Annotated in this window: 24 protein-coding genes; 10 read left to right on the forward strand and 14 right to left on the reverse strand. The window is 70.6% G+C overall.

What is annotated here, in order from left to right:
• Positions 1-149: 149 nt before the first annotated feature.
• The 9 genes from ABT130_RS15930 to ABT130_RS15970 all read right to left on the reverse strand — a co-directional run bounded on the left by ABT130_RS15930 (position 150) and on the right by ABT130_RS15970 (position 8,730).
• Complete coding sequence (locus tag ABT130_RS15930; protein ID WP_350956113.1) at positions 150-1,031, reverse strand: FAD binding domain-containing protein; 882 nt, start codon at positions 1,029-1,031, stop codon at positions 150-152.
• On the reverse strand, positions 1,028-3,418 hold the full coding sequence (locus ABT130_RS15935) for a xanthine dehydrogenase family protein molybdopterin-binding subunit (protein ID WP_350956115.1): 2,391 nt from the start codon (positions 3,416-3,418) through the stop codon (positions 1,028-1,030). The genes ABT130_RS15930 and ABT130_RS15935 overlap by 4 nt, the downstream gene beginning before the upstream one ends.
• Positions 3,415-3,915, reverse strand: a complete 501-nt coding sequence (locus ABT130_RS15940; protein ID WP_350911557.1) for a (2Fe-2S)-binding protein — start codon at positions 3,913-3,915, stop codon at positions 3,415-3,417. The genes ABT130_RS15935 and ABT130_RS15940 overlap by 4 nt, the downstream gene beginning before the upstream one ends.
• A gap of 93 nt (positions 3,916-4,008) precedes the next feature.
• Entirely contained in the window at positions 4,009-4,431 is a 423-nt protein-coding gene (locus ABT130_RS15945) for a nuclear transport factor 2 family protein (RefSeq protein ID WP_350911559.1), read from the reverse strand.
• 152 nt (positions 4,432-4,583) lie between these two features.
• On the reverse strand, positions 4,584-5,495 hold the full coding sequence (locus ABT130_RS15950; protein WP_350956117.1) for a pyridoxamine 5'-phosphate oxidase family protein: 912 nt from the start codon (positions 5,493-5,495) through the stop codon (positions 4,584-4,586).
• Between the two features lie 6 nt (positions 5,496-5,501).
• Positions 5,502-5,945: a VOC family protein gene (locus ABT130_RS15955; RefSeq protein ID WP_350956119.1), complete on the reverse strand. Its 444-nt coding sequence runs from the start codon at positions 5,943-5,945 to the stop codon at positions 5,502-5,504.
• A gap of 297 nt (positions 5,946-6,242) precedes the next feature.
• Positions 6,243-6,818: a CGNR zinc finger domain-containing protein gene (locus ABT130_RS15960; RefSeq protein ID WP_350956120.1), complete on the reverse strand. Its 576-nt coding sequence runs from the start codon at positions 6,816-6,818 to the stop codon at positions 6,243-6,245.
• A 60-nt stretch (positions 6,819-6,878) separates the two neighbouring features.
• A complete protein-coding gene (locus ABT130_RS15965; RefSeq protein WP_350911566.1) occupies positions 6,879-7,097 on the reverse strand; it encodes a hypothetical protein in 219 nt (72 codons plus the stop codon).
• On the reverse strand, positions 7,087-8,730 hold the full coding sequence (locus tag ABT130_RS15970) for a PspC domain-containing protein (protein ID WP_350956122.1): 1,644 nt from the start codon (positions 8,728-8,730) through the stop codon (positions 7,087-7,089). The genes ABT130_RS15965 and ABT130_RS15970 overlap by 11 nt, the downstream gene beginning before the upstream one ends.
• Positions 8,731-8,872: 142 nt before the next feature.
• Between ABT130_RS15970 and ABT130_RS15975 the strand changes: the two genes are divergently transcribed.
• The 5 genes from ABT130_RS15975 to ABT130_RS15995 all read left to right on the forward strand — a co-directional run bounded on the left by ABT130_RS15975 (position 8,873) and on the right by ABT130_RS15995 (position 13,675).
• Positions 8,873-10,087 carry an ATP-binding protein gene (locus tag ABT130_RS15975; protein ID WP_350911570.1) on the forward strand — a complete coding sequence of 405 codons (1,215 nt, stop codon included), beginning with the start codon at positions 8,873-8,875 and terminating at the stop codon, positions 10,085-10,087.
• Positions 10,088-10,172: 85 nt separating this feature from the next.
• Entirely contained in the window at positions 10,173-10,811 is a 639-nt protein-coding gene (locus ABT130_RS15980; RefSeq protein WP_030912624.1) for a response regulator, read from the forward strand.
• 63 nt (positions 10,812-10,874) lie between these two features.
• Complete coding sequence (locus ABT130_RS15985) at positions 10,875-12,344, forward strand: glutamate-cysteine ligase family protein (protein ID WP_350956124.1); 1,470 nt, start codon at positions 10,875-10,877, stop codon at positions 12,342-12,344.
• A 167-nt stretch (positions 12,345-12,511) separates the two neighbouring features.
• Positions 12,512-12,781, forward strand: coding sequence for a WhiB family transcriptional regulator (locus tag ABT130_RS15990; protein WP_350911965.1), 270 nt, complete (start codon positions 12,512-12,514; stop codon positions 12,779-12,781).
• Positions 12,782-12,895: 114 nt separating this feature from the next.
• Positions 12,896-13,675, forward strand: a complete 780-nt coding sequence (locus tag ABT130_RS15995) for a CPBP family intramembrane glutamic endopeptidase (RefSeq protein WP_350956126.1) — start codon at positions 12,896-12,898, stop codon at positions 13,673-13,675.
• A 7-nt stretch (positions 13,676-13,682) separates the two neighbouring features.
• Here the strand turns inward: ABT130_RS15995 and ABT130_RS16000 are convergent, their stop codons facing one another.
• Together ABT130_RS16000 and ABT130_RS16005 are read right to left on the reverse strand one after the other, a co-directional pair.
• The gene (locus tag ABT130_RS16000; RefSeq protein ID WP_350956128.1) at positions 13,683-14,480 is read right to left on the reverse strand and encodes an ABC transporter permease; all 798 of its coding nucleotides are present in this window, start codon (positions 14,478-14,480) and stop codon (positions 13,683-13,685) included.
• 32 nt (positions 14,481-14,512) lie between these two features.
• Positions 14,513-15,232, reverse strand: a complete 720-nt coding sequence (locus tag ABT130_RS16005) for a PIG-L deacetylase family protein (RefSeq protein WP_350956130.1) — start codon at positions 15,230-15,232, stop codon at positions 14,513-14,515.
• A 123-nt stretch (positions 15,233-15,355) separates the two neighbouring features.
• Here ABT130_RS16005 and pcrA point away from each other — a divergent pair, with 123 nt between their 5' ends.
• Positions 15,356-17,611, forward strand: coding sequence for a DNA helicase PcrA (gene pcrA / locus ABT130_RS16010; RefSeq protein WP_350956161.1), 2,256 nt, complete (start codon positions 15,356-15,358; stop codon positions 17,609-17,611).
• Positions 17,612-17,720: 109 nt separating this feature from the next.
• Here the strand turns inward: pcrA and ABT130_RS16015 are convergent, their stop codons facing one another.
• The 3 genes from ABT130_RS16015 to ABT130_RS16025 form a co-directional block, all read right to left on the reverse strand.
• Positions 17,721-18,638 carry a hypothetical protein gene (locus ABT130_RS16015; protein ID WP_350956132.1) on the reverse strand — a complete coding sequence of 306 codons (918 nt, stop codon included), beginning with the start codon at positions 18,636-18,638 and terminating at the stop codon, positions 17,721-17,723.
• A gap of 177 nt (positions 18,639-18,815) precedes the next feature.
• The gene (locus ABT130_RS16020) at positions 18,816-19,688 is read right to left on the reverse strand and encodes a hypothetical protein (RefSeq protein WP_350956134.1); all 873 of its coding nucleotides are present in this window, start codon (positions 19,686-19,688) and stop codon (positions 18,816-18,818) included.
• Positions 19,689-20,079: 391 nt separating this feature from the next.
• Entirely contained in the window at positions 20,080-20,967 is an 888-nt protein-coding gene (locus ABT130_RS16025; RefSeq protein ID WP_350956136.1) for a hypothetical protein, read from the reverse strand.
• A gap of 234 nt (positions 20,968-21,201) precedes the next feature.
• On the opposite strand from ABT130_RS16025, the gene icmB reads away from it, so the two are divergent.
• The 4 genes from icmB to ABT130_RS16045 all read left to right on the forward strand — a co-directional run bounded on the left by icmB (position 21,202) and on the right by ABT130_RS16045 (position 25,972).
• Complete coding sequence (gene icmB / locus ABT130_RS16030; protein WP_350956138.1) at positions 21,202-21,609, forward strand: coenzyme B12-dependent isobutyryl CoA mutase small subunit; 408 nt, start codon at positions 21,202-21,204, stop codon at positions 21,607-21,609.
• A 286-nt stretch (positions 21,610-21,895) separates the two neighbouring features.
• Positions 21,896-23,077, forward strand: coding sequence for an ADP-forming succinate--CoA ligase subunit beta (gene sucC / locus ABT130_RS16035; RefSeq protein WP_350911589.1), 1,182 nt, complete (start codon positions 21,896-21,898; stop codon positions 23,075-23,077).
• Complete coding sequence (sucD, locus tag ABT130_RS16040; RefSeq protein ID WP_350911591.1) at positions 23,077-23,952, forward strand: succinate--CoA ligase subunit alpha; 876 nt, start codon at positions 23,077-23,079, stop codon at positions 23,950-23,952. The genes sucC and sucD overlap by 1 nt, the downstream gene beginning before the upstream one ends.
• A 358-nt stretch (positions 23,953-24,310) precedes the next feature.
• Positions 24,311-25,972 (forward strand): cell division protein PerM, encoded by a 1,662-nt coding sequence (locus ABT130_RS16045; protein WP_350956140.1) that lies wholly within the window; start codon positions 24,311-24,313, stop codon positions 25,970-25,972.
• Positions 25,973-26,002: the final 30 nt, after the last annotated feature.

The following is a 26,002-nucleotide window of genomic DNA, read 5'->3' on the forward strand; positions in this document are numbered from 1 at the left end:
GATGATGCCTCCGCCCTCCCGCGAGGCGCTCTCGGGCTCCCGGGTGAGGGGGGCTCATCTGCCGCCCTCCCCGCCGTTCGTGGCGAGGACACTCGCAGGCCCGCCGGGGGGTGAGAACCCGCCGGGTTCTCACCCCGTCACGGCGGGACTCAGCCGCTCGCGGCCCTGACCGCTCTGCGGGTCAGCACCCGGGCCAGATGGCGGCGGTAGTCGGGTCTGGCGTGCAGGTCCGCGGGGGGCGAGGTGCCGTCGTCGGCCTCGGCGCACGCCTCCCCGACGGGGTCGGCGCCGGTGGAGCCCACGGGCGCGAGGTCCACCCCGCGCAGCGCCGTCTCCACCGCACTCGCCCGCACCGGGGTGGGGCCCATGTTGGTCAGCGCGATCCTGGCCTCCTCGACGGCCCCGCCACTCCGCCGTACGGCCGCCGCGACGCCGACGATCGCCCACGCCTGCGCCGTCCGGTGGAACTTCTCGTAGTGGAAACCCCACCCGGGGCCGAGTACCGGCACCCGGGCGCCGATCAGCACCTCATCGGGTTCGAGCGCGGGCTCCAGGTAGTCGACGAAGAAGTCCGCGGCGGGGATCTCCCGCTCGCCGTCGACGGAGCGGGCGACGAAGACGCAGTCGAGCGCCAGGGCCACGGCCGGCAGGTCTCCCGCCGGATCGGCGTGGGCCATGGAACCGCCGAACGTGCCACGGTGCCGTACCGCGGGGTCGGCCACCGTGGCCGTGGCCAGCGCGAGCAGCGGGACGCGCTCCCTGATCACCCCGGAGCGCAGCACCTCGTCGTGGGTGGTGAGCGCGCCGATGAACACGTGGTCGCCACGGTCGGAGATGCCGCGCAGGCCGGGCAGGCGCCCGAGGTCCACCAGCGCCGACGGGTAGGCCAGCCGCAGCCGCAGCAGCGGTAGCAGCGACTGGCCGCCGGCCAGCACCTTGACGTCGTCGCCGGAGGCCGCGGCCTCACCGAGCACCTGGCACGCCTCCTCCACCGAGGAGGGCCTGACGTAGTCGAACGACGCGGGGATCATCGGTCTCCTCCCTCGGCGGCCGCCTCGGTGACGATCCGCCAGATCCGCTCCGGGGTGCAGGGCATCCGCACGTCGTTCACCCCGTACGGGCGCAGCGCGTCGACGATCGCGTTGACCACGGCGGGGGTGGAGGCGATGGTCCCGGCCTCGCCGACGCCCTTGACGCCCAGCGGGTTGGTCGTCGCCGGGGTCTCGGTGCGGTCGGTGACGAAATCGGGCAGGTCGGCCGCCGAAGGGATGAGGTAGTCGGCCATCGTGGTGGTGAGCAGGTTGCCCTCGGTGTCGTAGACCGCCTCCTCGAACAGTGCCTGGGCGATGCCCTGGGCGATGCCGCCGTGCACCTGGCCCTCGACGATCAGCGGGTTCACCACCGAGCCCACGTCGTCGACCGCCACGTAGGTCCGGATCTTCGAGGCACCGGTCTCGGTGTCCACCTCGATCGCGCACAGGTGGGTGCCGTGCGGGAAGGAGAAGTTGTCCGGGTCGAAGGTCGCGTCGGCGTCCAGCGCGGGTTCGAAGCCGTCGGGCAGGTCGTGCGCGGCGAAGGTGGCCAGCGCCAGTTCCTGGATGGTCCTGCCCGCCTCGGTGCCCCGGACCTTGAACGTGCCGTCGGCGAACTCGATGTCGTCGGGGGAGGCCTCAAGCAGGTGCGCGGTGAGCTGTTTGGCACGGTCCTTCACCTTCTCGCAGGCGGCCAGCACGGCGACGCCGCCCACCACCAGGGAGCGGGAGCCGTAGGTGTCCATGCCCCTGTGCGAGACGGACGTGTCTCCGTGCAGCACGGAGACGTCCTCGAACGGCACGCCCAGCGCGTCGGCGACGATCTGGCTCCAGGCCGTCTCGTGTCCCTGGCCGTGCGGCGAGGAGCCGGTGACGACCTCGACCTTGCCGGTGGGCAGCATCCTGACCGAGGCGTGCTCCCAGCCGCCCGCGCCGTAGCTGAGGCTGCCGAGCACCCGCGAGGGCGCCAGCCCGCACATCTCGGTGAACGTCGAGACGCCGATGCCGAGCTGGACCGGGTCGCGCCGGTCGCGCCGGTCCGCCTGCTCGGCCCTGAGCTTGTCGTAGCCGAGCAGGGCCAGGGCCCGCTCGGTCGCCGCCTCGTAGTTGCCCGAGTCGTAGGTCAGCCCGCAGATCGTGGTGTACGGGAACTCCGCGTGGGTGATCCAGTTGCGGCGCCGCAGCTCGACGGGGTCCATGCCCAGCTCGTGGGCGAGCTCGTCCATGGCGCGTTCGATCGCGAACGTCGCCTCGGGGCGGCCCGCGCCCCGGTAGGCGTCGGTCGGCATCTTGGTGGTGAAGACGCCGGTGCACTTGAAGTCGTAGGCGTCCATCTTGTAGATGCCGTTGTACATGAACGCGCCGAGCAGTGGCACGCCCGGCGTGACCAGCATCAGGTAGGCGCCCATGTCGGCGAGCAGGTCCACCTTGACGCCCCGCACCCGCCCGTCCCGGTCGGCGGCGACGGAGATCCGCTGGAGCTGGTCGCGGCCGTGGTGCACCGTCAGGTTGCCCTCGGAGCGGGACTCGGTCCACTTCACCGGCCTGCCCAGCCTGCGGGTCAGCAGCAGCGCGAGCACCTCCTCGGCGGTGACCTGGAGCTTGGAACCGAAGCCGCCGCCCACGTCGGGGGCGACCACCCGCAGCTTGTGCTCGGGGATGCCAGTCGTCAGCGCGAGCATGACGCGCAGGATGTGCGGGATCTGGGTGGACGAGTAGAGCGTGAAGGTGTCGCCGTCGGTGGTGGCCACGACCGCGCGAGGCTCAATGGCGGTCGGGATGAGCCGCTGCTGCACGTAGGTGCGCTCGATCACCACGGGGGCGTCGCGGAACGCCTCCTCGATGTCGCCCCCGGCGAACTTCCAGGTGAACGCCTGGTTCCCGGCCTCGTGGACCTTGGGGCTCCCCTCGGCGAGCGCCTCGGTCATGTCGAGCACCGCTTCCAGCGGCTCGTAGTCGATCTCGATCGCCTCCAGGGCGTCGGCCGCCCGGTAGCGGTCGGTGGCGACCACGCAGGCCACCGCCTCGCCGACGTAGCGGACCTCGTCCACCGCCATGGGCGGGTGGTCGGGGATGACGATGTCCTCGCTGACCGGCCAGGCGCAGGGCAGGCTGCCCTGCTCGCCGGCGAAGTCGCGCCCGCTGTAGACGGCGACCACGCCCGGCTGGCCGCTCGCGGCCGAGGTGTCGACGCGGGTGATCCTGGCGTGGGCCATCGGGCTGCGCAGGAAGGCCACGTACATCATGCCGGGGAGCTGGATGTTGTCGGTCCAGGTGGTCCTGCCGGTGACCAGCCGGGCGTCCTCCTTGCGCCTGCGCGCCCTGCCGACCTCGTGGGCGGCGGACGGGTCGTTCAGCCGGTCGCTCTCGATGAGCTGCTCGGTCATGGCGCCGCCACCTCCTGCCCGGACGTGCTCCGCCGGGACATCTCCGCCGCGCCGCGCCGCACCGCCCTGACGATGTTGCAGTACCCCGTGCAGCGGCACAGGTTGCCCTCCAACCCCTCGCGGACCGTCTCCTCCGACGGGTCGGGGTCGTCCCTGAGCAGGTCGATCGCCGCCATGATCATGCCGGGGGTGCAGTACCCGCACTGCAGGGCGTGCTCTTCGTGAAAGGCCTGCTGCATGGGATGCCACTCGCCTCCCTGGGCCAGGCCCTCGACCGTGACGACGTCGCTCCCGTCGGCCTGCACGGCGAGCACGGAACAACTCTTCGCGCTCCTGCCGTCGAGCATCACGGTGCAGGCGCCGCAGTTGCCGGTGTCGCAGCCGATGGGCGTGCCGGTCTTGCCCAGCCGATCTCGTAGCAGATGGACGAGGAGAAGACGCGGCTCGACCTCCTCCTCGTATGCGATTCCATCGACGTTGACGGTGATTCGGGGCATACGTCCTCCAAAAGCAACCACAGGGGTATAGGAGAAGTGAGAACCGATAAATGAGAACTTACGCCCCAGTTCTCCCCGGTCAACCCTTTGGTCTCAGGCCAACGGAAGTTCCTCGGGTTCGCGGTCGCCGAGAATACGGCGGTCCGTTTCGTCGATTCTGAGGTCGTTGATGCTCGCCTCGCGGCGCCGCATCAGCCCGTCGTCGGCGAACTCCCACAGCTCGTTTCCGTAGCTGCGCCACCACTGGCCGCCCGCGTCGTGCCACTCGTACTGGAACCGCACGGCGATGCGGTTGCCACCGAACGTCCACAGCTCCTTGCGGAGCCGGTAGTCCTGCTCCCTGGCCCACTTGCGGCTCAGGAACTCCCTGATCTCCGCGCGCCCGGTGAGGAACTCGTCCCGGTTGCGCCAGCGGGAGTCGGGCGTGTAGGCGAGCGAGACCCGCTCGGGGTCGCGCGTGTTCCACGCGTCCTCGGCGGCCTGGACCTTGGCCCTGGCCGTCTCCTCGGTGAACATCACACTTCCTCCATGGGTTCCGCGGCCTCCTCGACCGCGTCGATCAGCGGGTCGTCGGGTCCGGCGAGGTACGTCAACCGATCATCGTCCAGGTCGGACGGCGCGGGCGTGACGAACACGCCGCCCGGTCCACGATGATTCCGATGACCCCGTCAAGGGTTTCCCCGCGCCCCGTTCGCGGCGCGGGCGGCGTGCGCCGGCGGGTTGTGGCGGGAGTACTCCCCGAGCCGCCAGCGGAGCGGGCTGGCTCCCCGGACCCGGACGATCCGGTCCACCTCGAACCCGACCAGCCGCTGTGCCCCCGGGACGTCGCCCGGCTCCCAGTCGACGCGGGCCCGCCCGGTCAGATGCAGCGCGTCGCCGTTCTCCCAGTCGAGGAAGAGCAGGCCGCAGTGTTCGTCCAGTTCCAGGTTGCCGAGCGTCATGTACATCAGGTTGCCGGCGTAGTCCGGCCAGACCAGCCGTCGCTCGTCCACCACCCGGACGAACCCCGGGTTGCCGCCCCGGTGCGACAGATCCGCGCCCAGGCCGGGGGCCGAGGTGGTGACGAAGAACGTGTCGGCGCCCTCGATCCACGCCCGGTCGCCGTCGCCGAACACCGTCGCCGAGGAGGAGCCGGTGGCCGGCCCGGTGACCTCCGCGACGATGTCCCGCGTCTGGATGTACTTGGGACAGTTGGCGTACGCCTGCTCGGTGTGGACGACCAGTCGCCCGCCGTCCCGCCGGACCGTGCCGTTGACCCGCATCCTGCGCCTGGTCAGGGGCTCGATCGCGAGCATCCCGATCTCGCCCTCGTCCAGTCCGGCCAGCGGATCGTGCTCACCCGGCAACGTGTCGATCACCACGGTCCGTTCGTCCGCGGCCCTGGCGAACCCCTCGGGTCCGGTCAGGACCGTCGCCCACGGGAGCCCGTCCCGCCCCGCGGCTCCGATCAGCAGCATCCGCTGCCGCCCCAGGAACTCGGCCGCCACCGCCGGGATCTCCGGCCGGGTCCTGGCCGAGCCCAGTGCCACCGCGTGGACCCCGGTCCTGCGCTGTACCGCGATTTCTCCCCCGTGCTCCATGGTCGTCTAGAAGAAGCCGCAGGTGGGGGCGCCGGTGGTCGGCGCGGGGCGCTCGTCGGCGCCGCTGGGCGCGAAGATCTCCAGCCGGATGCCGTCCGGGTCCTCGAAGAACACGCCCCCCGAGGACGCCCCCTCGCCGTGCGGGACCACGCCGTCGTGGTGGAGCGTGGCCCCGAGTCCCCGGATCACGGTCTCGGCTCGGTGGACCGCCTCGATGTCCGGCACCTGGAAGGACAGGTGGTGCAGGCCCGGCAGCCCGGTGGCGAAGCTGCCCTCGCTCTGCTGCCAGAGGGTGAGCACCAGCTTCCCGTCGAGACCGAGGAAGGCGTAGCGCCGGTCCGGCTGGTCCGACTCGCCGAAGATCTCGAAGCCGAAGACCTTCAGGTAGAAGTCCTTGGACCTGTCGAGGTCGGAGACGTTGAGGCCGACGTGGTCGGTCTGGAAGGTCATTTGATCTCTCCTCCACGTTTTCTAACGGCTCGATCCGTTAGCTCTACTGCCCGCAATCTAACGCAAAATCGACATTTGTCACGTTAGAAAAATATGGCGTAAATCACTCTTGGTGGGCTGGGGTAGGCCCGGATGAGGAGAGCCCGCCGAATGGACGCGCGACAGGTGGGAGCGGGTAACCACTGGAGGCGACGTCACCTTGGTGCGCGGTCAGGAAAGCGCGACGTTGCCAGGCGTACGAGCAGACGTCACCGGATGCGGCGACATGAGAGGTGGGCGGCCTGGCGCCGGGGTGGGTCAGCCGTTCCGGCGCTGGCGGTAATGGCGGGCGGCTCGGGCCCGGTTGCCGCAGCCGAGCGAGCACCACTCCTGTCGGGCGTGCTCCTTGATGAAATAGAGCACGCAGCGGGGGGCGGGGCAGACGCGGATCTGCTCGCGCCGGGGGCTGGCCAGCAGCTCGATCGCCGACGTCGCGAGGGTGGCCCGGATCCGTTCGGACTCCGTGACCTCGACGCCCGGAACCGTCCGCGCCCGGGGCGCCTCGCCGGCGGGCCACTCCAGCCGCGGGGCCGAAGGCATGGCCAGTGCCGTGGCGTTGACCAGGTCGAGCGACTCGGCGAAGTCCGGGAGCCGGTGCGCGTCCGCGTCGCTCGCGGCGCCCGGCGCCACGGCCCTGGCGAAGAGCGCCCGTACGGCCTGCCGCAGCTCGACCACTTCGCTCCGCAGTTCCTCAGAGGCGGTGAAATCCGGGGCGATCCCCAGCTCGGCGGCGTGCGCCCGGCCCCACGCGGTCATGCCCTGCACGTCGGAGAGCAGGTCCGTCAGACCGGTCCGCGTCGCGCGAACGGTGCTGACGAACTCCAGGGCTGACATGCTCCGAGCCTAATGCCCGATATGACCTGTTGTTGTGACGTCCGGGCGGCCCCGATCCCCCTAGCTCCGGGTGACCTTGGCCAGGATGGCGACCAGGCCCGCCAAGCCCAGGCCGCTCACCAGGACCGTGAGCATGACCAGCGGCTGGACGGCCGGTCTGCTGATGAAGACGACCCCGATCGCGATGAACAGCATGCCGCTGAGCAGGGCCATCCAGTCGGTGCGGTGTACGCGCCGGGACACGGGCCGCTGTTCGGGCCGGTCGTGCTCAGGCAGCACGGCGCACCTCCGCATCCCCGATGCCGACCTTGACGTTCAGCACGATGGTCGCCACGTCGCCCTTGGGGGTCACCTCGGGCTCCAGGATTCTGTCATGTCGGATGTCGGCACCCCCCTCCACCGTGTGGTCGATCTTGACGTCGCCGAACCTGGTATGACCCTGCACCTCGACCCTGGCCGTCGCCGGCAGGATCACGCTGACCTCGCCGACCGAGACCGAGACGTCCACGACGGTCCGCGAACCCGGCGGCAGGGCCAGCTCGCTCAGGTCCAGCACCCCCTCGCCCATCCCCACCGAGTAGCTGCGGGCCATCTCGGACAGGGTGGTGGGCTGCCAGTGATAGTTGCCGAACTTCTTCGGCATGCCGCCCAGCATGGGCCCCGCGACCAGGGCGATCGACAGGATGGTGCCGGTCGCGACCAGCCCGGCTCCCCGGCCGAACCAGGCGGCGGCCAGCAGGCCGGCGCCGATGACGACAAGCGCCGCGCCGCCCGCGACCGTCATGTTGACCGGTCCTGAAGCGGACTGGATCGCCACGATGATCCCTCCAACGATCATGGCCAGGAAGATGGTGACGCCCCCGACGAACGATCTGGGCCGCCGCGGCCTGGGCGGCGCTGTCACCGTCGCGCCGTACCCGGACGGCATGTAAGGGGCGTAGGGGGAGTACGGTTGCTGCCGCTTCCGGGGGTCCAGCGGCTGGTAGGGGCCGTACGGCGAGAAAGGCGCACCGGAGGAGTCGAACGACGGCCTGGCGGGGCGGTACGGCTCCGGTGGGATGTCTCCGCGGGGCGGGGCGGGACGGGGAGGTGCACCCGGGGCAGGCCCGGCGAAGGTCTCGGCGACGGGGGCGGGGGCGGGGGATGTGTCCGGGGCGGGCTCGGTGCGGGTCTCCGAGACGGGGGCCGGGGACGGCCGCTCCGCCATGGACCACGGTCCCCCCGTCTCGACCCTCGTCTCAGCCCCCGAGGCGGGCGCGTACCGCTCCGTGACCGTCTCGCCGCCCGGGCGGGCGGCGTACGCCACGGGGCCCGAGGCCGGCGGCGCGGCGGTGCGGGCGGCCGGATCCTGCTCCCCGACGGGACGCCGGCCGTCGGCGCCACCCGGCCCGTGGGCGAACGGGTTCGGCCACTGATCGGCCGGGTACGGCGCCCGGCGCCCGCGTAGCCGGTCGGGCAGTGATCTGGCGGTGGCCAGCAGGTCCACTCCGCGGGAGTGGGCGGTGAGCAGGGCGATGGCGAACACCGTGCCGACCACGACCGTGGCGGTGCCGACGCCGTCCGAGGAGATGTTGACGATGAGCCCGAGGGCGAACAGGCCGGCCAGCAGGGTCAGGACCGTCTCGCTGTCGAAGTCGCGCCGGCTCCACTGCTCCACGTAGCCGGGGCCGCCGTTGGCCTCACGCATCAGCAGGAACGCCGCGATGTAGAGCATGATGCCGATCCCCGAGCCGAGCACCAGCACCGCGAAACCCACTCGCAACAGCACTGGATCGACCCCGGCGTACCGCCCCAGGCCCGCGCAGACGCCGGTCAGCATGCGGCCCTCGTCGCTGCGCCGCAGACCGCGATCCTCGGTGGGGAAGCCGGGCCGCGAGCCGGACGTGGCGCTCGCCGGATCGGTATCGTTCATGTACTTATCGTGGCCTTTCCTCGGCCCGTGCCGCATCCGGGACACCCCTGAGTCGTCCCGGAGGGGAAACGCCTCTCTCAGGGTCGCTTCAGGGGAACGCCTGATGCGCCGACATGGTGGTTCGTGTGACGATGCTGACGATATGGCTGACCGAACGACAATTCATGACACGGCGCCCGTGACCTCCGAAGACGCGCCTCTCCCTCGGCTGATGAGGCCGGTGGAGGGGCGGCTGGTGGCCGGGGTGGCCCAGGGGGCCGCCGCCCAGCTCCGGCTCGACCCGGTCGTGCTGCGGCTGGCCTTTGTGCTGCTCACCGTCCTGGACGGATTCGGAGCCGTGGCGTACGCCGCCCTGTGGATGTTCACCCCGCGCGAGCCGTACGAGGGCAAAGAGCCCGCCAGGGACTGGAGTCAGCTCACCGCGTATACCGCGATCGGGCTGGCGCTGCTGGCCCTGGGCTGGCTCACCGGAACCTCGGGGGGCGGGATCGGGGCCTGGCCGATCGCGGTGGGCGGCATCGGCTCGCTGATCCTGTGGCAGCAGGCGGATCCGGACCGGCGGCAGCGCTGGATGACCACCACCGTCGGACAGGTCCGCCAGAACCGGGTCCGCACCGTCGCCGGGCTGGTGCTCGTCATGGTCGGTGCGATCGGCTTCCTGGTGGCCAACGACGAGCTGGTCGAGGCCCGGTCCGGCATCATGTTCACGCTGGTGGTCGTGGGCGGTGTCGCGCTGATCGCGGCCCCCTGGCTGGCGGCCCTGTGGAAGGAACTGCAGCGCGAGCGCCGCGAGCGCATCCGGCAGGAGGAGCGCGCCGAGGTGGCCGCCCACGTCCACGACTCGGTGCTGCACACGCTGACCCTCATCCAGCGCAACGCCTCCGATTCGCGCGAGGTGATGAGGCTCGCCCGCTCCCAGGAGCGGGAGCTGCGCAACTGGCTCTACCAGCCCCAGCAGGACGCCGACGCGTCGGTGGCCGCGGCCGTGCGGCGGGTGGCGGCCGAGGAGGAGGACGCGCACGGGGTGCCGATCGAGGTCGTCTGCGTGGGCGACTGCCCGCTGACCCCCGAGCTGTCCGCGATGGTGCAGGCCGCGAGGCAGGCCATGGTCAACGCCGCGAAATACTCGGGGTCCGAGGTCATCTCCGTCTACGCCGAGGCTGAGCCGGAGGAGGTCACCATCTTCGTCAGGGATCGGGGGGTCGGGTTCGACATGGAGGACGTGCCCGAGGATCGTATGGGTATCCGCCAGTCGATCGTCGGCAGGATGGAGCGCCACGGGGGCAGCGCCCGGGTGCGGACCGAGCCCGGCGAGGGTACGGAAGTGATGTTGACCATGAAGCTGGAGAAGGTGTGAGCAGCGAGCGAGCCACGACAGAGCGAGCCCTCGGCCGGGCCGCGCGGTGTGACGGCGGACGGACGCGACCGGCGGGAGGGGCCCGATGAGCACGGTGAAGGTCCTGATCGTCGACGACCACCGGTTGTTCCGCTCCGGCGTCCGGGCCGAGCTGGGCGACTCCATCGAGGTGATCGGGGAGGCCGAGGACGTGGAGTCCGCGGTCAGGGCGATCGCCGAACTGGGGCCCGACGTGGTCCTCCTCGACGTGCACATGCCCGGTGGCGGTGGCCAGGAGGTGCTGCGCCGGGTCCTCGGCGCGGGCTCCACGGTCCGCTTCCTCGCCCTGTCGGTCTCCGACGCCGCCGAGGACGTCATCGGCGTGATCCGGGGCGGTGCCCGGGGCTATGTGACCAAGAACATCAGCGGGCGCGAGCTCACCGACGCCATCCGCAGGGTGGCCGACGGGGACGCGGTCTTCTCCCCGAGGCTGGCCGGGTTCGTGCTGGACGCGTTCGCCTCCAGTGAGGCCCCGCCGATCGACCCCGAGCTCGACTCGCTGACCCAGCGCGAGCGCGAGGTGCTGCGGTTGATCGCCAGGGGGTACGCCTACAAGGAGATCGCCAAGGAGCTGTTCATCTCGGTGAAGACCGTGGAGACCCATGTCTCGTCGGTGCTGCGCAAGCTCCAGCTCTCCAACCGTCACGAGCTCTCCCGCTGGGCCACGGCGCGGCGCCTGGTCTGACCGGCCGGCCGGTGAACCGGCCACTCCTGTACGAGCAGTGACTTATATGCGACTCTGCGAAGTATGGGACGCGACGTACCTGCGATGGTGTTCAGTCGCGAGGACCGGCGGCGCTACCGGGACAAGGTCCGCCGGTGCCTTGACGTCCTCGCGCAGATGCTCCACGAGTCCAGGTTCGAGTTCGACCGGCCCAGGGCCGGGCTGGAGATCGAGCTCAACCTCGTGGACGACCGTGGCGAGGTCGCCATGAAGAACGCCGAGGTGCTGGCGGCCATCGCCCAGCCCGACTGGGCCACCGAGCTCGGCCAGTTCAACGTGGAGATCAACGTCCTGCCCGAGTCCCTGGAACAGGAGGGCGCGGTCCGGCTGGAGAAGGTGATCAGGGACCGCCTCAACCACGCCGAGGCGCGGGCCCGTACCGTCGGCGGGCACATGATGATGGTCGGCATCCTGCCCACGCTGCGGGAGAGCGACGTCCACGAGGGCACCCTGTCGGCCAACCCCCGCTACAAACTGCTCAACGAGCAGATCTTCGCGGCCAGGGGCGAGGACATGCACCTGTCGATCGAGGGGGAGGATCTCCTCGAGACCTACGCCGACAGCATCACCCCCGAGGCCGCCTGCACGAGCCTCCAGCTCCATCTCCAGGTCAGCCCGGAGACGTTCGCCGCCAACTGGAACGCCGCCCAGGCCATCGCGGGCCCGCAGGTGGCCATGGCGGCCAACTCGCCGTTCCTGTTCGGCCGCAGGCTCTGGCAGGAGACCAGGATCCCGCTGTTCGAGCAGGCCACCGACACCCGCCCGGTGGAGCTGAAGGTCCAGGGGGTGCGGCCCAGGGTGTGGTTCGGCGAGCGGTGGATCACCTCGGTCTTCGATCTCTTCGAGGAGAACGCCCGCTACTTCCCCGCGCTGCTGCCCCTGTGCGACGAGGCCGACCCGCGCGAGGAACTGATGCGCGGGATCACCCCCCAGCTCGGCGAGCTGACCCTGCACAACGGCACCGTCTACCGGTGGAACCGGCCGGTCTACGCGGTGGTGGACGGCATCCCGCACCTGCGGGTGGAGAACCGGGTGCTGCCCGCGGGCCCCTCGGTGGCCGACATCGTCGCCAACGCGGTGTTCTACTACGGGCTCATGGGCGTCCTGCCCTACGCCGAACGCCCGGTGTGGACGCGCATGTCGTTCGCCGCGGCCAGGGACAACCTGCACGCCGCCGCCCGGCACGGCCTGGACGCCAGGCTCTTCTGGCCGGGACTCGGTGAGGTGCCGGCCTCGGAGCTGATCCTGCGCCGCCTGCTACCGCTCGCCCACGAGGGGCTCGACCTGTGGGGCGTGGCCCCCGCCGTCAGGGACCGGCTGCTGGGGATCGTCGAGCGGCGCTGCCTGACGGGCAGGAACGGGGCGAGCTGGCAGATCGACGCGGTGAACGCGCTCGGCGACCTCGAAAGACACGAGGCACTGCGCCGGATGACCCTGCGGTACATGGCGAACATGCACACCAACGAGCCGGTCCACGGCTGGCCGACCCTCTGAGCGCACCGCCCCCGAGGGCGTGGCGAGCCTCGGTGAGAAGGCCGGCGGAATGTTCTCCCCGATCCGTCGAGATGAGTACGCGTGAATCCGCCGAGAGGTTGATGTCCCGACGCCGCGATCCACCTAGTCTGAGGGCCGAGCCATCAGGGGGTGATGACGTGCGGGCAATGGTCGAGGAGATCGGCTGGGCCGCGCGAGGTGCCTGCCGCACCAGCGATCCCGAGCTGTTCTTTCCGCTGACCCAGTCGGCCGAGCAGGAGGCGCGGGCGAAGGCGGTCTGCGAGCGGTGCCCGGTCCTCAAGGAGTGCCGGGCGTACGCGGTCCGGGCGGCCGAGCCCGAGGGGATCTGGGGCGGCCTGACCGTGAAGGAACGCCGCGGCCTGCGCTTCCCGGCCGGCTGGCGCCAGGCCGCCACGGATCCGGCCCCGGTCGCGTAGCCTCGAACCGGATTCGAGCGGGATCTCCACGGGCTCGGGCGGAAGGACACCGTCCCAGGGGTCGCGGTCCCCGGCACGCGGGGTGTGGAACCGAGGTCCGAGGGGGCTGAAGGGGTGGAGCGGAAGCCGACGCGGGACACCGGTGCCGGGCTTCCACCGGGGACGGTGACAGGGGCGGTGGCGGTGCTGGCAGGGGCCAACGTGCTCAATAACCGCCTGGCGCCGAGGCTGGCACCGCTGACCTCGGCCGTGGCCACCGGTGCGCTGCTCGTGCTGGCCCGCCGTGCCGGGATCTCCTGGTCCGAGCTGGGGTTCCACCGGCGCTCGCGGGGCCTGCGGATCGGTGGCGCGCTCGCCGCCGCCGTGGCGGGGGCCTACGCCGCAGGCGTGGCGGTCCCGGCCACCCGCCGCCTCTTCCGCGACGAGCGCGCCCTGTCGCTCTCCCGCGCCCGCGCGCTGGAGGAGGCACTGATCCAGGTGCCGGTCGGCACCGTACTGCTGGAGGAGGTCGGCTTCCGCGGGGTGGTACACGCCCTCGTCGCCCGCTCCCACGGCCACGGCGCGGCGACCGCCGTCTCCTCGATCCTTTTCGGCCTCTGGCACGTTCTCCCCGCCGTGGACATGACGGCCGCCAACCCCGCCCTGAGCCGTCTGGCCTCCGGGGAGGCCGCCGGCGGCGGCTCCGGCGCGCCCGGATGGCAGGTGACGCGCGTCGTGGCCGGTTCCGTGGTCGCGACGGGCCTCGCCGGGGTGCTCTTCACCGAGCTGCGCAGGCGGGGCGGCCTGGCCGCGCCCGCGATGTTCCACGTCGCGACCAACTCCCTGGGCTACCTGTTCGCCCGCCTGGCCCCGCCGGACCCCGCGTCCCGGGAGGCTCCCGCCCCGAACCGCTGACCCGCTCCTACTTTCTTCGCCTGCCCGGTCGCCACGCCGGTTTACGGGAGCGCGAGCCGGGCGACGGCTCGTGGGTGCCGAAGCGGCCACGGGCGGCGAGTTCGATCGTGACGACCACGGCCACCGCCTCCGCGGCCAGCAGCGCGACCAGCACGACGAGCTGTACCACTCCGGCCTGGAGCGGATTGGCCCCGCCCAGGAGCATCCCCACGAAGGCGCCGGGCAGTGTGACCAGGCCCACGGTTCTCGTCTGGTCCAGCGCGGGCACCAGGGCCTGCGCCGCGGGCGGCCGGCAGATCTCCAGTGCCGCGTCCCGGTCCGAGAAGCCCAGGGAGAGCGCCGCCTCCACCTCGCCCCGCCGGTGGGCGAGCTCGTCCAGGGCCCGCCGTCCCGCGAGCGCCGTGGCCGTCAGGCACCCGCCGAGCAGGATGCCCGCGATCGGGATCAGCGTGATGCCCCGCGGCGGGACGATGCCGCCGCCGAACAGCAGCGCCAGCACCGGCAGGGTCCCGGCCGCGATGGGCACCGCGGCCCACCCGGCGGCGCGGCCCGAGGTGATCCTGCGTCCCGCGGTCAGGCTCGCCACCCCGTACATGATCAGCACGAAGACCGCCACCACGGGCGCCCGTTCGACCGCCCACACGATGACGAGCGAGACCGCGACGAGTTGGACGGCGGCGCGCAGGGAGGCCATGAGTATCCCGGGTGCGTGCCCGAGGTGGCCGAACCAGGCGACGGCGGCGGCCCCGACGGCCAGCAGGACGATGACGGCGGCGGTGGCGAACGACAGGTCGATGGTGTTCAAGGGACGCGGTGTCCTTGTGGCCTCATGCGAGGTCAGGCGGTGGGGACCCGCTGGAAGGACTCGACGTAGCGGCCCTCGCCGAAGCCCGCCTCGACGGCTCGCTGGGAGAAGCGGTCCCGCAGGAAGTTCTCGAAGTCCTCCAGGTGGCCGATCTGGCTGACGTGGGCGCGCAGCGCGGCCAGCTTGCGGTCGAAGGTGTCGGTGATGTCCACGTGGTGGTCGGCTACCGGGCCGCCGTTCAACCAGACCTCGCGGACGGTCCACGCCTCAAGGCCCTCGTCGAGCAGGAGCGAGGGGAAGGTGTAGGGGTTGCGCGCGTCGGGGTAGACGGCGTCGAGGGCGCAGCCGCCGACCGCGCGGTGGTCGGGGTGGCTGGGGGCGATGAACCGGTGATTGCGCTCGGGGCTGTGGGTGATCACCAGGTCGGGCTTGACCTGGCGGATGACCCGGGTGATGTCACGCCGCAACTCCAGGCTCTGCACCACCGTCCCGTCGTGGTAGCCGAGGTAGCGCACATCGGTCACGCCGACGGCCTTGGCGGCGTTGGACTGCTCGGCGCGGCGGAGTTCGGCCATGCCGCCGTTGTCCAGCTCGCGGTCGAAGCCACCCGCGTCGCCGTCGGTGACCACGCAGTACGTCACCTCGACGCCCCGGTCGGTGAATCGCGCGATCGAGCCCGCGGCGGCGAAGTCGACGTCGTCGGGGTGTGCGGTGACCGCGAGTACGCGGCTGATCTCGCCTTCGGACAGCATGGGAACCCTTCCGTCTTCTCCGCGTACGTTCGATCGTCACAACCGCAGCGGGGTCCGCCCACATTCCTTTACGACCGTTGGACCCGGTTGTCGGCCGGTCGTTCTAACCTAGGGGACGTGTCGATCCCAGCCTCCTCTCTGACCCACCCGTTGCTCGACGGGCTCAACCCTCAGCAGCGCGAGGCCGTCGTGCACCACGGCAGCCCCCTGCTCATCGTCGCGGGCGCGGGTTCCGGCAAGACCCGGGTGCTGACCCACCGCATCGCCTATCTGCTGGGCGAGCGGGGTGTGCAGCCGCAGGAGATCCTGGCGATCACCTTCACCAACAAGGCCGCACGGGAGATGAAGGACCGGGTCGACAAGCTCATCGGCCCGCGTTCGGCGGCGATGTGGGTGATGACCTTCCACAGCGCGTGCGTGCGGATCCTGCGCCGTGAGGCCAAGCGCCTGGGCTTTCCCTCGGGCTTCTCCATCTACGACCAGGCCGACTCGCAACGCCTGATGGCGATGGTCTGCCGCGAGATGGACCTCGATCCCAAGCGTTACCCGCCGAGGTCCTTCTCCGCCCAGGTCAGCAACTTCAAGAACGAGCTGATCGACTACGAGACGGCGGCCGCCCAGGCCTCCACCCACCTGGAGCGCAAGCTCGCCGAGGCGTACCGCAACTACCAGCAGAAGCTCACCGAGGCCGGAGCGATGGACTTCGACGACCTCATCATGCTGACGGTGACGCTGTTCCAGATCTTCCCCGACGTGGCCGAGCACTACCGGCTCCGCTGGCGCCACATCATGGTCGACGAGTACCAGGACACCAACCACGCGCAGTACACCCTGATCCGCGAGCTCGCGGGCCGTCCCGAGCTGCGCACCGCCGACGGAGACCTGGTCAGGGAGGGGGGTGTCGCCCCGGCCGAGCTGTGCGTGGTGGGTGACGCCGACCAGTCGATCTATGCCTTCCGCGGCGCGACGATCCGCAACATCCTGGAGTTCGAGCGCGACTACCCGGAGGCCAGGACGATCCTGCTGGAGCAGAACTACCGCTCCACCCAGACGATCCTGTCCGCCGCCAACGCGGTGATCTCGCGCAACGAGAGCCGCAAACCCAAGAACCTCTGGTCCGACCAGGGGGCCGGGGCGAAGATCATCGGCTATGTCGCCGACAACGAGCACGACGAGGCGATGTTCGTCGCCCAGGAGGTCGACAGGCTCACCGACCACGAGGACGTGGTACCCGGCCAGGTCGCCGTGTTCTACCGGACCAACGCCGCCTCCCGGGTGTTCGAGGAGATCTTCATCAGGACCGGCCTGCCGTACAAGGTGGTGGGCGGGGTGCGCTTCTACGAGCGCAAGGAGGTCCGCGACCTGCTGGCCTACCTGCGCTTCCTGTCCAACCCGAACGACGTGGTGTCGCTGCGCCGCATCCTCAACGTGCCCAAGCGCGGCATCGGCGAGCGGGCCGAGGCGATGGTCGAGGCGTTCGCGAGCAGGGAGCGGATCCCCTACTGGGAGGCGCTCCGCCGGGCGGACGACGCGCCGGGCATGGCCACCCGCTCGCTCAAGGCCATCGCCGAGTTCGTCGATCTGATGGACGAGCTGATGGTGAAGGCCGACGACCTGTCGCCCTCACAGCTGGCCCAGGAGGTGCTGGGGAGCACCGGATACCGTCTGGAGCTCACCGCCTCCAACGACCCGCAGGACGAGAGCCGCCTGGAGAACCTGGACGAGATGATCTCGGTCGCCTCCGAGTTCGAGGAGGCCAACCCCGAGGGCACGCTGGTGGAGTTCCTGGAGCAGATCTCCCTGGTCGCCGATGCCGACCAGATCCCGGCGGCCGACGGGGGCCAGGGCGTGGTGACGCTGATGACGCTGCACACCGCCAAGGGACTTGAGTTCCCCGTGGTGTTCCTCACCGGAATGGAGGACGGGGTCTTCCCGCACATGCGCTCGCTCGGCGAGCCGAAGGAGCTGGAGGAGGAGCGCCGCCTGGCCTACGTTGGCATCACCCGTGCCGAGCAGCGCCTCTATGTCTCCCGGGCCGCCGTCCGCAGTTCCTGGGGTTCGCCCGCGTTCAACCCGGCCTCCCGGTTCGTCGCGGAGATCCCGGCCGATCTGGTCGAGTGGCGCGGCAACCCGGAGAAGAGCGCCTGGAGTGCCGCCACCCGCCGCGACTCCCGCCCCGCCCCGGTCAGGAAGTCCGAGGGCAGGCAGATCCCCAACCTGGCCCCCGGCGACCGGGTCACCCACGACAAGTTCGGCCTGGGCACCGTGGTGTCCGTGGACGGCGTCGCCGAGAAGACCAAGGCCAAGATCGACTTCGGTGGCGGAGTGGGGGAGAAGGTCCTGCTGCTGGCGTACGCGAAACAACTGGAGAAACTCTGAGATCTCCGGAGCGTCCGGTGGCCCCTTGCCGCCGGTTCCGGACTCGGGGGAAGGGGAAGGGCACGGCGGCCGCCGCTCGCCGTGCCCTTCCCGCGCTCCGGTCCCCGGATCAGTTCGTGAGGAGTTCCCTGATGGGGTCCTCGGGCTGGTCGGCGCCGACGGTGAGCTCGTCGAAGTCGGCCACCTGGTCGGCGGGCGGTGCCTTGACGGTGACCTTGGTGCCCCAGCCGGTGTAGCGGGTGTCGTTGACGTAGGTCAGCTCGGTGCTGTTGAGGCCCTGGGTGGACTCGGTGTACGACGACACGACCCGGCGGACCAGCTGGTCGGAGCCGATGTAGATCTTCCAGGTCACCGGGAGGGTGGCGGACCTGCCGGTGGGCTTCGTGCCCAGCATCGCGCGTACCGAGGGGGAGACCTTGAAGAGCTCGCCCAGCGTGATCGTGCCCGAGTGGACGGTGGTCCGGGTGCCGTCCCAGGTCCCGCCGGGGCGCCTGGCGCCGGTGTGGGCCAGGGTCGCCTTCAGCGTTCCCGGTTCGACGGTGCTGATGATCTGCTGAATGGCGCTGACCAGGGAGAGGGAGTCGCCGCGGACGCGCAGCCACTTCTTGCCCTCGGGCATGGAGTCGGCGAAGAAGCCGCCCGAGGTGTAGGAGACGCCCTTCAGCGAGATCGTCCGCGATGGGGTGAACAGGCCCTTGAACTCGCCGTCCTGGGTGGGCAGGTTGAACTTGGTGGTCAGATCCGAGGCGACCAGGCCCGACTTGCCGAACTCCAGCACGCCGTTGCGCCTGGTGAAGATCGTCCGCTGCTTCTTGCCCGCACCGACGATCTTCGTGTTCTCGGTGAGCTTCACGCCCCTGTGGGTTCTGAACTGGCGCTTCAGCGCCGAGACCGGGTCGGACTTCGCGGTCTGGGCGGTCTTCGTGGTCTGAGCGGTCTGGGCGCTCGCCGGGGCGACGGTCACCAGCGTGGGAACCATCAGGGCCGCCACGGTGGCGCCGGTCAGGGCGGCGATCGTTCGCCTCATTGGGGTCCTCCCGTATGTGTCCTCGCGTCGTTGCGGAGGGGGAAGAAGATTCTTCCCTATATGCCGAAATATTGGATCAAGAATCACCGAAGGTGCTGGGTGCCGGTAGAGGCCCGCAGCACGCCGCGCCCGGCGAGCCAAGCTCGCCGGGCGCGGGAGACGATCAACGGGAGATGATCAGCTGGCACCCAGCAGGGGGATGGGAGCTTCAGTGTCCACACCCTTGCCCAGCTCGTTCGGCTTGGCGATCTGGTCGGCGGGCGGCGCCTTGACCGTGACCTTGGAACCCCAGCCGGTGTAGCGGGTCTCGACGGTCACGTTCATGCCGTTCGCACCCAGGGCGCTCCCGGAATAGGTGGTGCTCAGGCTTCTCGCGAGCTGGTCGGATCCGAGGGTCAGCTTCCACTGCACCACGGTCTTGGCCTGCTTGGCGTTCGGGGGAACGAAGAGGCCGGCCCGGAACCACGGCGAGACCTTGTAGAGCTCACCGAAGGTGATCTTTCCCGCGTAGGCGGTCGGGCGCTTGACCGTGGCGTGTGCGAGCAGGGCCTTGAGCGTCGCGGGTTCCGCCGGGTTGACGAGCTGGACCACCCGGCCGTTGTTGCCCAGGACGCCTGGCATCTTCAGCCAATTCTTGCCCTCGGGCAGGAACTGGCCGAAGATGCCGCCGGAGACATAGGAGGTGTTCTTAATGCGAATCACCCGCTCCGGCTTGGCCAAGCCGGCCAGCATCTTGGCGTCCTCCTCGCTCAGATCCTCCGAGATCGCCGCGATGTCACTCGCCTTGATGCGCAGCTTGGTGGTCTGGTCGGACGCGCTGATTCCGGAGGCGCCGAACTGCAACACCCCCTTGCGCTGGGCCATGACCTCTTTAGCGTACGAACTGCTCACCTTCGTGGTGTCCACATAGCTAACGCCACGGCCGTTTTTGAACTGGCTCTTCAGCGCGCTGATCGGATCGGCGGCCTGCGCGTGTGCGGTCGATGCGAGCGCCGGAACGCTCAGCACGGCCGTTGCGGCGCACGCCAGGCCGGCGATGTATCGCTTCAAAAGAAAATCCTCCTGACTGCTCCCTCGGCCCCGTCGGGGAGGGATCGACACACTCTCGCGGAGCAAGATCACGAAAGGGTAGCGCGCCTGGAGGATTACCTTGAATTAAACGTGCATATTTCGTGCAGGGATGCTTTCGCGGACTGCGGGGAGGGACTGCCGTCCGCCATATCGCGGCAGATTTTGTGTCTCCGCTCAATCACGGACCGTCATATTTGTTTTTCATGGCATGCCGAAGGAGTCCGCCACATTCGCGCACTCCAAATGTGTTCACCCGGGTGTCGCCTCCGGGGCCCGTACCGGAAAGGCGGTGAGAGCCCCGCGACGTGTCGAGGCTTTCACCCCCTGCGGGGAGTCCGCCCGATGCGTACTCGAACGGCAGAGCGGCAGGTCAGCCGATCGGCAGGACCGCCGGCTCGGGGAAGTCGGCGCCGACCCGGCCGGCGTCGGCGGTGTCCTCGGGAGGCGGCGGAACGAGGGTGACGGACGAGCCCCAGCCGGTGTAGCGGGTGTCCACCACCGTGGTCGTGTACTTGCCGGGACTGCCGCCGAGCGGCTGCCGCCAGGTGGTGCTCAGCCTGCGGACCAGGTTCGAGCGGTCCAGCCAGAGCCTGAAGCCGACCGGGATCCTGGCGCTCCTGCCCTTGGGCGGCCCGGCCAGCCTGTCGCGGAGCGAGGGGGAGGCCTTGTAGAGCGTGCGCAGCGTCACGGCGCCCTGCAGGAACGTGCCCGAGCGCAGCTTCCTGCGCACGGCGGTGTGGGACAGCAGGGTGCCCAGGGTGGCGGGTTCGAAGATGTCAACGATCTGCGGCAGGGCGGCGGTCTGCTTGATGTTCGCCGGGCCGATCAGCCCGAGCCAGGCCTTCCCCTCGGGCAGCCATGTCTCGTAGCCGGGGCCGGAGAGGTACGCCTCGTTCGGGAAACAGATCACCCGGGTCGAGCCGAGCCGCCGGCCGAGCTGCCGCTCCAGCTCCTTCACGGCCCCTCTGCCCAGCTCGGTCCGTCCCACCGTGTCCGTGCCGTACACCCCGGTCTCGTCGAACTCCACCCGGCCTTTGCGCCAGATGGTGACCACCGCCTTGCCGCCCCGATAGACGCGCCCGACGTCGGAGATCCGCAGCCCCGTGTGCTCGCCGAACTGCTGCCTCAGCCTCGTCACCGGAGACGGCGGCGGTGCCACCCCCGCGACCCCGGCCCCCGCCGTTCCCGCCTCCGCCGCCGACATGGGCAGCACCGAACCGGCCAGTACGACCGCGAGCAGAGTGACCCACCGTCTCATCGGCTTCCTCCCCAGGAGTCAAGGTCCGCCAAGCTAGCCAACCCCCGGCCCGCGGGCTATGGCGCGCACCAACAACTCGCGTCCATGGATTGCGCGAGTTTGAGCCGTACGGCACGCGAAGGCTCCGCGAGACCGCGACGGCGGATTCGAGGGGCCGAGAATCGCGGTGGCGGGAAGGCTCCGGCGAGATGAGGCCGGTTACGCTGCGAGGAGAGCGCGGAGGAGGAGGTCTGGATGGACGCCGTGCCGAGGATCCGCGTCGTCATCGCCAAGCCGGGGCTGGACGGCCACGACAGGGGGGTGAAGATCGTGGCCAGGGCGCTGCGGGACGCCGGGATGGAGGTCGTCTACACGGGCCTGCACCAGACCCCGGAGCAGGTGGTGCGCACCGCGATCCAGGAGGACGCCGCGGCGATCGGGCTGTCCATCCTGTCCGGCGCGCACATGACGCTCTTCGCCAGGGTGCTGGAGCTGCTGAGGGAGAACGACGCGAGCGACATCGTGGTGTTCGGCGGCGGGATCATTCCCGAGGCCGACATGCCCGCGCTCCAGGAGATGGGCGTCGCGCGGATCTTCACCCCGGGCGCCACCACCCAGGAGATCGTCGACTGGGTACGGAGCGCGATCCCCTCGCCCGTCTGACGAGATCCGGCGAGTTCCGACGAGGTTCGGGGCGCCCGCGCCCCCTCTCGCCGGCGGGTCTTTCCGCAGACGGCCATGCCACACCGGTCTGGCGACAGGTGCCGGACGACGTCCGCTCATGGCGACGCGAACAACATTCGGGATGCGCGATCTGGGACCCGGTTACCTGGCCATGCCATGAGGCGGGCTACGCTTCATTGGCGCAAAACCGCCGCGCTCCCCCTTCGATCGTGGAGCCGGCCCACTCAGATCTATACACCAGCCGGACAAGCAAGGACGGACCCTCGTGGACCTGTTCGAACATCAGGCGAAGGAGCTCTTCGCGGAGTACGGCATCCCGGTGCCGCGCGGTATCGTCGCGCACACCGTGGAGGAGGCACGGGCGGCAGCCGAGCAGCTGACCGGCCGTGTTGTCGTCAAGGCCCAGGTCAAGACCGGTGGCCGCGGCAAGGCCGGTGGCGTGAAGGTGGCTGACGACGCCGCCGACGCCGCAAGCAAGGCCACCGACATCCTCGGCATGGACATCAAGGGCCACACGGTCCACAAGGTCCTGGTCGAGGAGGCCAGCGCGATCGCGGAGGAGTACTACTTCTCCTTCCTGCTCGACCGCGCGAACCGCACGTTCCTCGCCATCTGCTCCGCCGCGGGCGGCATGGAGATCGAAGAGGTCGCGCACACCAACCCCGAGAAGGTGGCGCAGGTTCCGATCTCCCCCCTGGACGGCGTCGACCGGGCCAGGGCCCGTGAGATCGCCCAGGCCGGCGGCCTGCCGGAGGCGTCGCTCGACGGCGCCGCCGACCTCATCGAGAAGCTCTGGTGCGCCTTCGTCGACGAGGACGCCTCGCTCGTCGAGGTCAACCCGATGATCCTGTCCGCGGACGGCCAGGTCAAGGCCCTCGACGGCAAGGTCACCCTCGACGACAACGCGTCCTTCCGCCAGGCGGACCACGAGGCCCTTGAGGACAAGGCCGCCGAGGACCCGCTGGAGGCCGCGGCCAAGGCCAAGGACCTCAACTACGTCAAGCTCGACGGTTCCGTCGGCATCATCGGCAACGGCGCGGGTCTGGTCATGTCGACCCTGGACGTCGTCGCCTACGCCGGCGAGGCCTTCCCCGGCCAGCCCAAGCCCGCCAACTTCCTCGACATCGGCGGCGGCGCCTCGGCCGAGGTGATGGCGGCCGGCCTGGAGATCATCATCTCCGACCCCGCGGTGAAGTCGATCTTCGTCAACGTCTTCGGCGGCATCACCGCCTGTGACGCGGTCGCCAACGGCATCGTCTCGGCCTTCCAGCTGCTGGAGTCCCGCGGTGAGGCCGTGAGCCGCCCGCTGGTCGTCCGGCTGGACGGCAACAACGCCGAACTCGGGCGGCAGATTCTCTCCGACGCCAAGCTTCCCGGCGTCGAACTGGTGGACACCATGGACGATGCGGCCAAGCGCGCCGCCGAGCTCGCCGCGGTAGGTGCGTAATGGCCATCTGGCTGACCGAGAACAGCAAGATCATCGTCCAGGGCATGACCGGCGGTGAGGGCACCAAGCACACCCGCCGCATGCTCGCCTCCGGTGCCCGCGTCGTCGGCGGTGTCAACGCCCGCAAGGCCGGCACCGTCCACGAGGGCCTGCCCGTCTTCGGCACCGTCGCCGAGGCCATGAAGGAGACCGGCGCCGACGTGTCGGTCGTCTTCGTGCCCCCGGCGTTCACCAAGGACGCGGTCAAGGAGGCCATCGACGCCGAGATCCCGCTCTGCGTGGTCATCACCGAGGGTGTCCCGATCCACGACACCACCGAGTTCTGGGCCTACGCGATCGCCAAGGGCGGCAAGACCCGCATCATCGGGCCGAACTGCCCCGGCATCGCCTCGCCCGGCGCCTCCAACGCGGGCATCATTCCGGCCGACATCACCAGCGCCGGCCGCATCGGCCTGGTCTCGAAGTCGGGCACGCTGACCTACCAGCTCATGTACGAGCTGCGTGACATCGGCTTCTCCACCGCAGTGGGCATCGGTGGCGACCCGGTCATCGGCACCACCCACATCGACGCGCTGCAGGCATTCCAGGACGACCCGGGCACCGACGCGATCGTGATGATCGGCGAGATCGGCGGCGACGCCGAGGAGCGCGCGGCCGCCTACATCGAGCAGCACGTCACCAAGCCGGTCGTCGCCTACGTGGCGGGCTTCACCGCCCCCGAGGGCAAGACCATGGGCCACGCGGGCGCGATCGTGTCCGGCTCGGCCGGCACCGCCCAGGCCAAGAAGGACGCTCTGGAGAAGGTCGGCGTCCGCGTCGGCAAGACCCCGAGCGAGACCGCCCGCCTGATGCGCGAGGTCATCGAGTCCCTCTGACGAGGGTCCGGGACGAGAGTCCCGGGTGAGCGAACGCGGCACGGTGCCGCGCGAGCCGGCGGCGCCCCCGCCGCCGGCACCGCGCGGGTTCCGCCGCACCGAGTACGACCGAGGGCGCCCGGCATCCCGCCGGGCGCCCTTCGCCGTCCCGGATGTCACCGATGTCCGGCCGGCTGTCCCGTATCGGTGACCGCCGGGATGGCACGGGCGGGATGGCACGGGGAAGACCGCGCGCGGCGCGCGGGGTGTCCCGGACCGGCTTCGCCGGAATACCACAGGCCGCTTCTGGCACGCCGTCCGCGACACGCGGGGCGCGGAAGTCTCTTCCGCACCGAAGATCCTGAGACCATCGACTACTGTGACGGCCCTCTTCGATCAGCTCCGGACGGCTCCCCGCAACGTCCTCAGCCGTATCCCCCTGCCCGGCCTCACGGGTGACGACGACGACGTCCGCCGGCCGCTTCCCGTCTCCGGGATGCTCGCGGCCGCCTGGACGCTCGGCGTGGGCCTGGCGGTGCTCACCACGCTCACCCTGGTCGGCTGGATCGCCGCACCGCGCGGCGCGCTCGGTTCCGGTCTGCCCGCGGTGTTCCGTACCGCTTCGCAGCTCTGGCTGGCCGCGCACCACGCGGGCTTCGCGATCCCCGGCGGCTCGGTGGGCCTGCTCCCGCTCGGACTGACGGTCCTGCCCGCCTTCCTGCTGTACCGCGCCGGGATGTGGATGGCCAGGGACGCGGACCTGCGGCTCCGGCTGCCCGCCCGGCTGCCCAAGAACACTCCCAAGGAGGTGTCCAACGCCCGCCGCAGGGCACAGCTGATCCTGGTCGCCCAGGCGGGCATCTCACTGGCGGCGCCGTACGCGCTGCTGGCCGGGATCATCGCGCTGGTCGCCAGGAACGAGATCACCCAGCCCTTCCTCGGTGAAGTGCTGGTCAGCCATCTGGTGCTGGCCTTCATCGCGGGCTCCGTGGCCGTCGCCAGGACGATCGGGCCCTGGCGATCGATGCTGCGCCTGCTGCCCGAGCGGCTGCGCTCGGTGGTGGTCGGCACGTCCGCCGCACTGATGATCATGCTCGTGGCGGGCGCCGTCATGGTGCTCGGGGCCGTCGCGATCAACTTCGGGCAGGTCGGGGAGCTGTCCGGGATCCTTTCCCCGGGGTTCGTCGGCGGGCTGCTGCTCCTGCTGATCCAGGGGCTCTACCTGCTCAACGCCGTCATCTGGGGCATGGCCTACATCGCGGGACCCGGTTTCGCGATCGGCACCGGCACGCTGGTTGCGCCGACGGGCGTGCAACTGGGCACGGTGCCGAGCCTGCCGATCCTGGGCGCGCTGCCGGAGGCGGGCCCGACCCCCGCCTGGGTGATGGTCGTGATCGCGGTGCCTTTCCTGGCCGGCGCGGTGGCGGGCGTCCTGGTCGTCCGGATCTCGCCCTCCCCCTCGTACGAGGGAGCACCGCTGTGGGGGTTCGCCTGCGGGCTGGCGACCGGGGCGGTGGCGGGCCTGTTGGCGGCGCTCTCCGGTGGCCCGCTCGGTGGCGCGAGGCTGTCCGCGGTGGGACCGGCGGGGTGGGAGGTGATGCTCTCGGTGACGCTGGAGGTGGGTGTCGCGGCGGGGATCGCCGCCGGGCTGGCCAACTGGTGGCTGATCTTCCGGGGGCACAACGCGGCGGTCACCAAGGCGGCGGCCAGGGTGGGCACGGCCACCGCGCCGGTCCGCAAGGCCGGAGTCAAGATCGCCAAGGCCGCCGGCTCGGTGGCCAGCAAGGTCGGCTTCGCCGAGTCGGAGGAGCTCCGCAAGCTCCCCGGTCACTGGCTGGACGCCACGGAGTGCGACACCCAGCCGATCCCGGTCATCAGGGACGACTGGGAGGACGAGCACGCCTCGGCCGCCGCGGAGAGCTCGCCGAAGGCCCGCCGCCCCGAGCCGCCGCGCCCGCCCCGGCGCGACATCGTCGACGAGACCGACGACAAGGGCGGCCATGTGATCTACGTCGACCCCTACGCCTGGGACCGCGACTGAGCGCTGCCGCGGATCACCTGCTCGGCCGTC

This window comes from Streptosporangium sp. NPDC001681 (assembly GCF_040298085.1).
In the GTDB taxonomy this organism is placed as follows: Bacteria; Actinomycetota; Actinomycetes; order Streptosporangiales; family Streptosporangiaceae; genus Streptosporangium.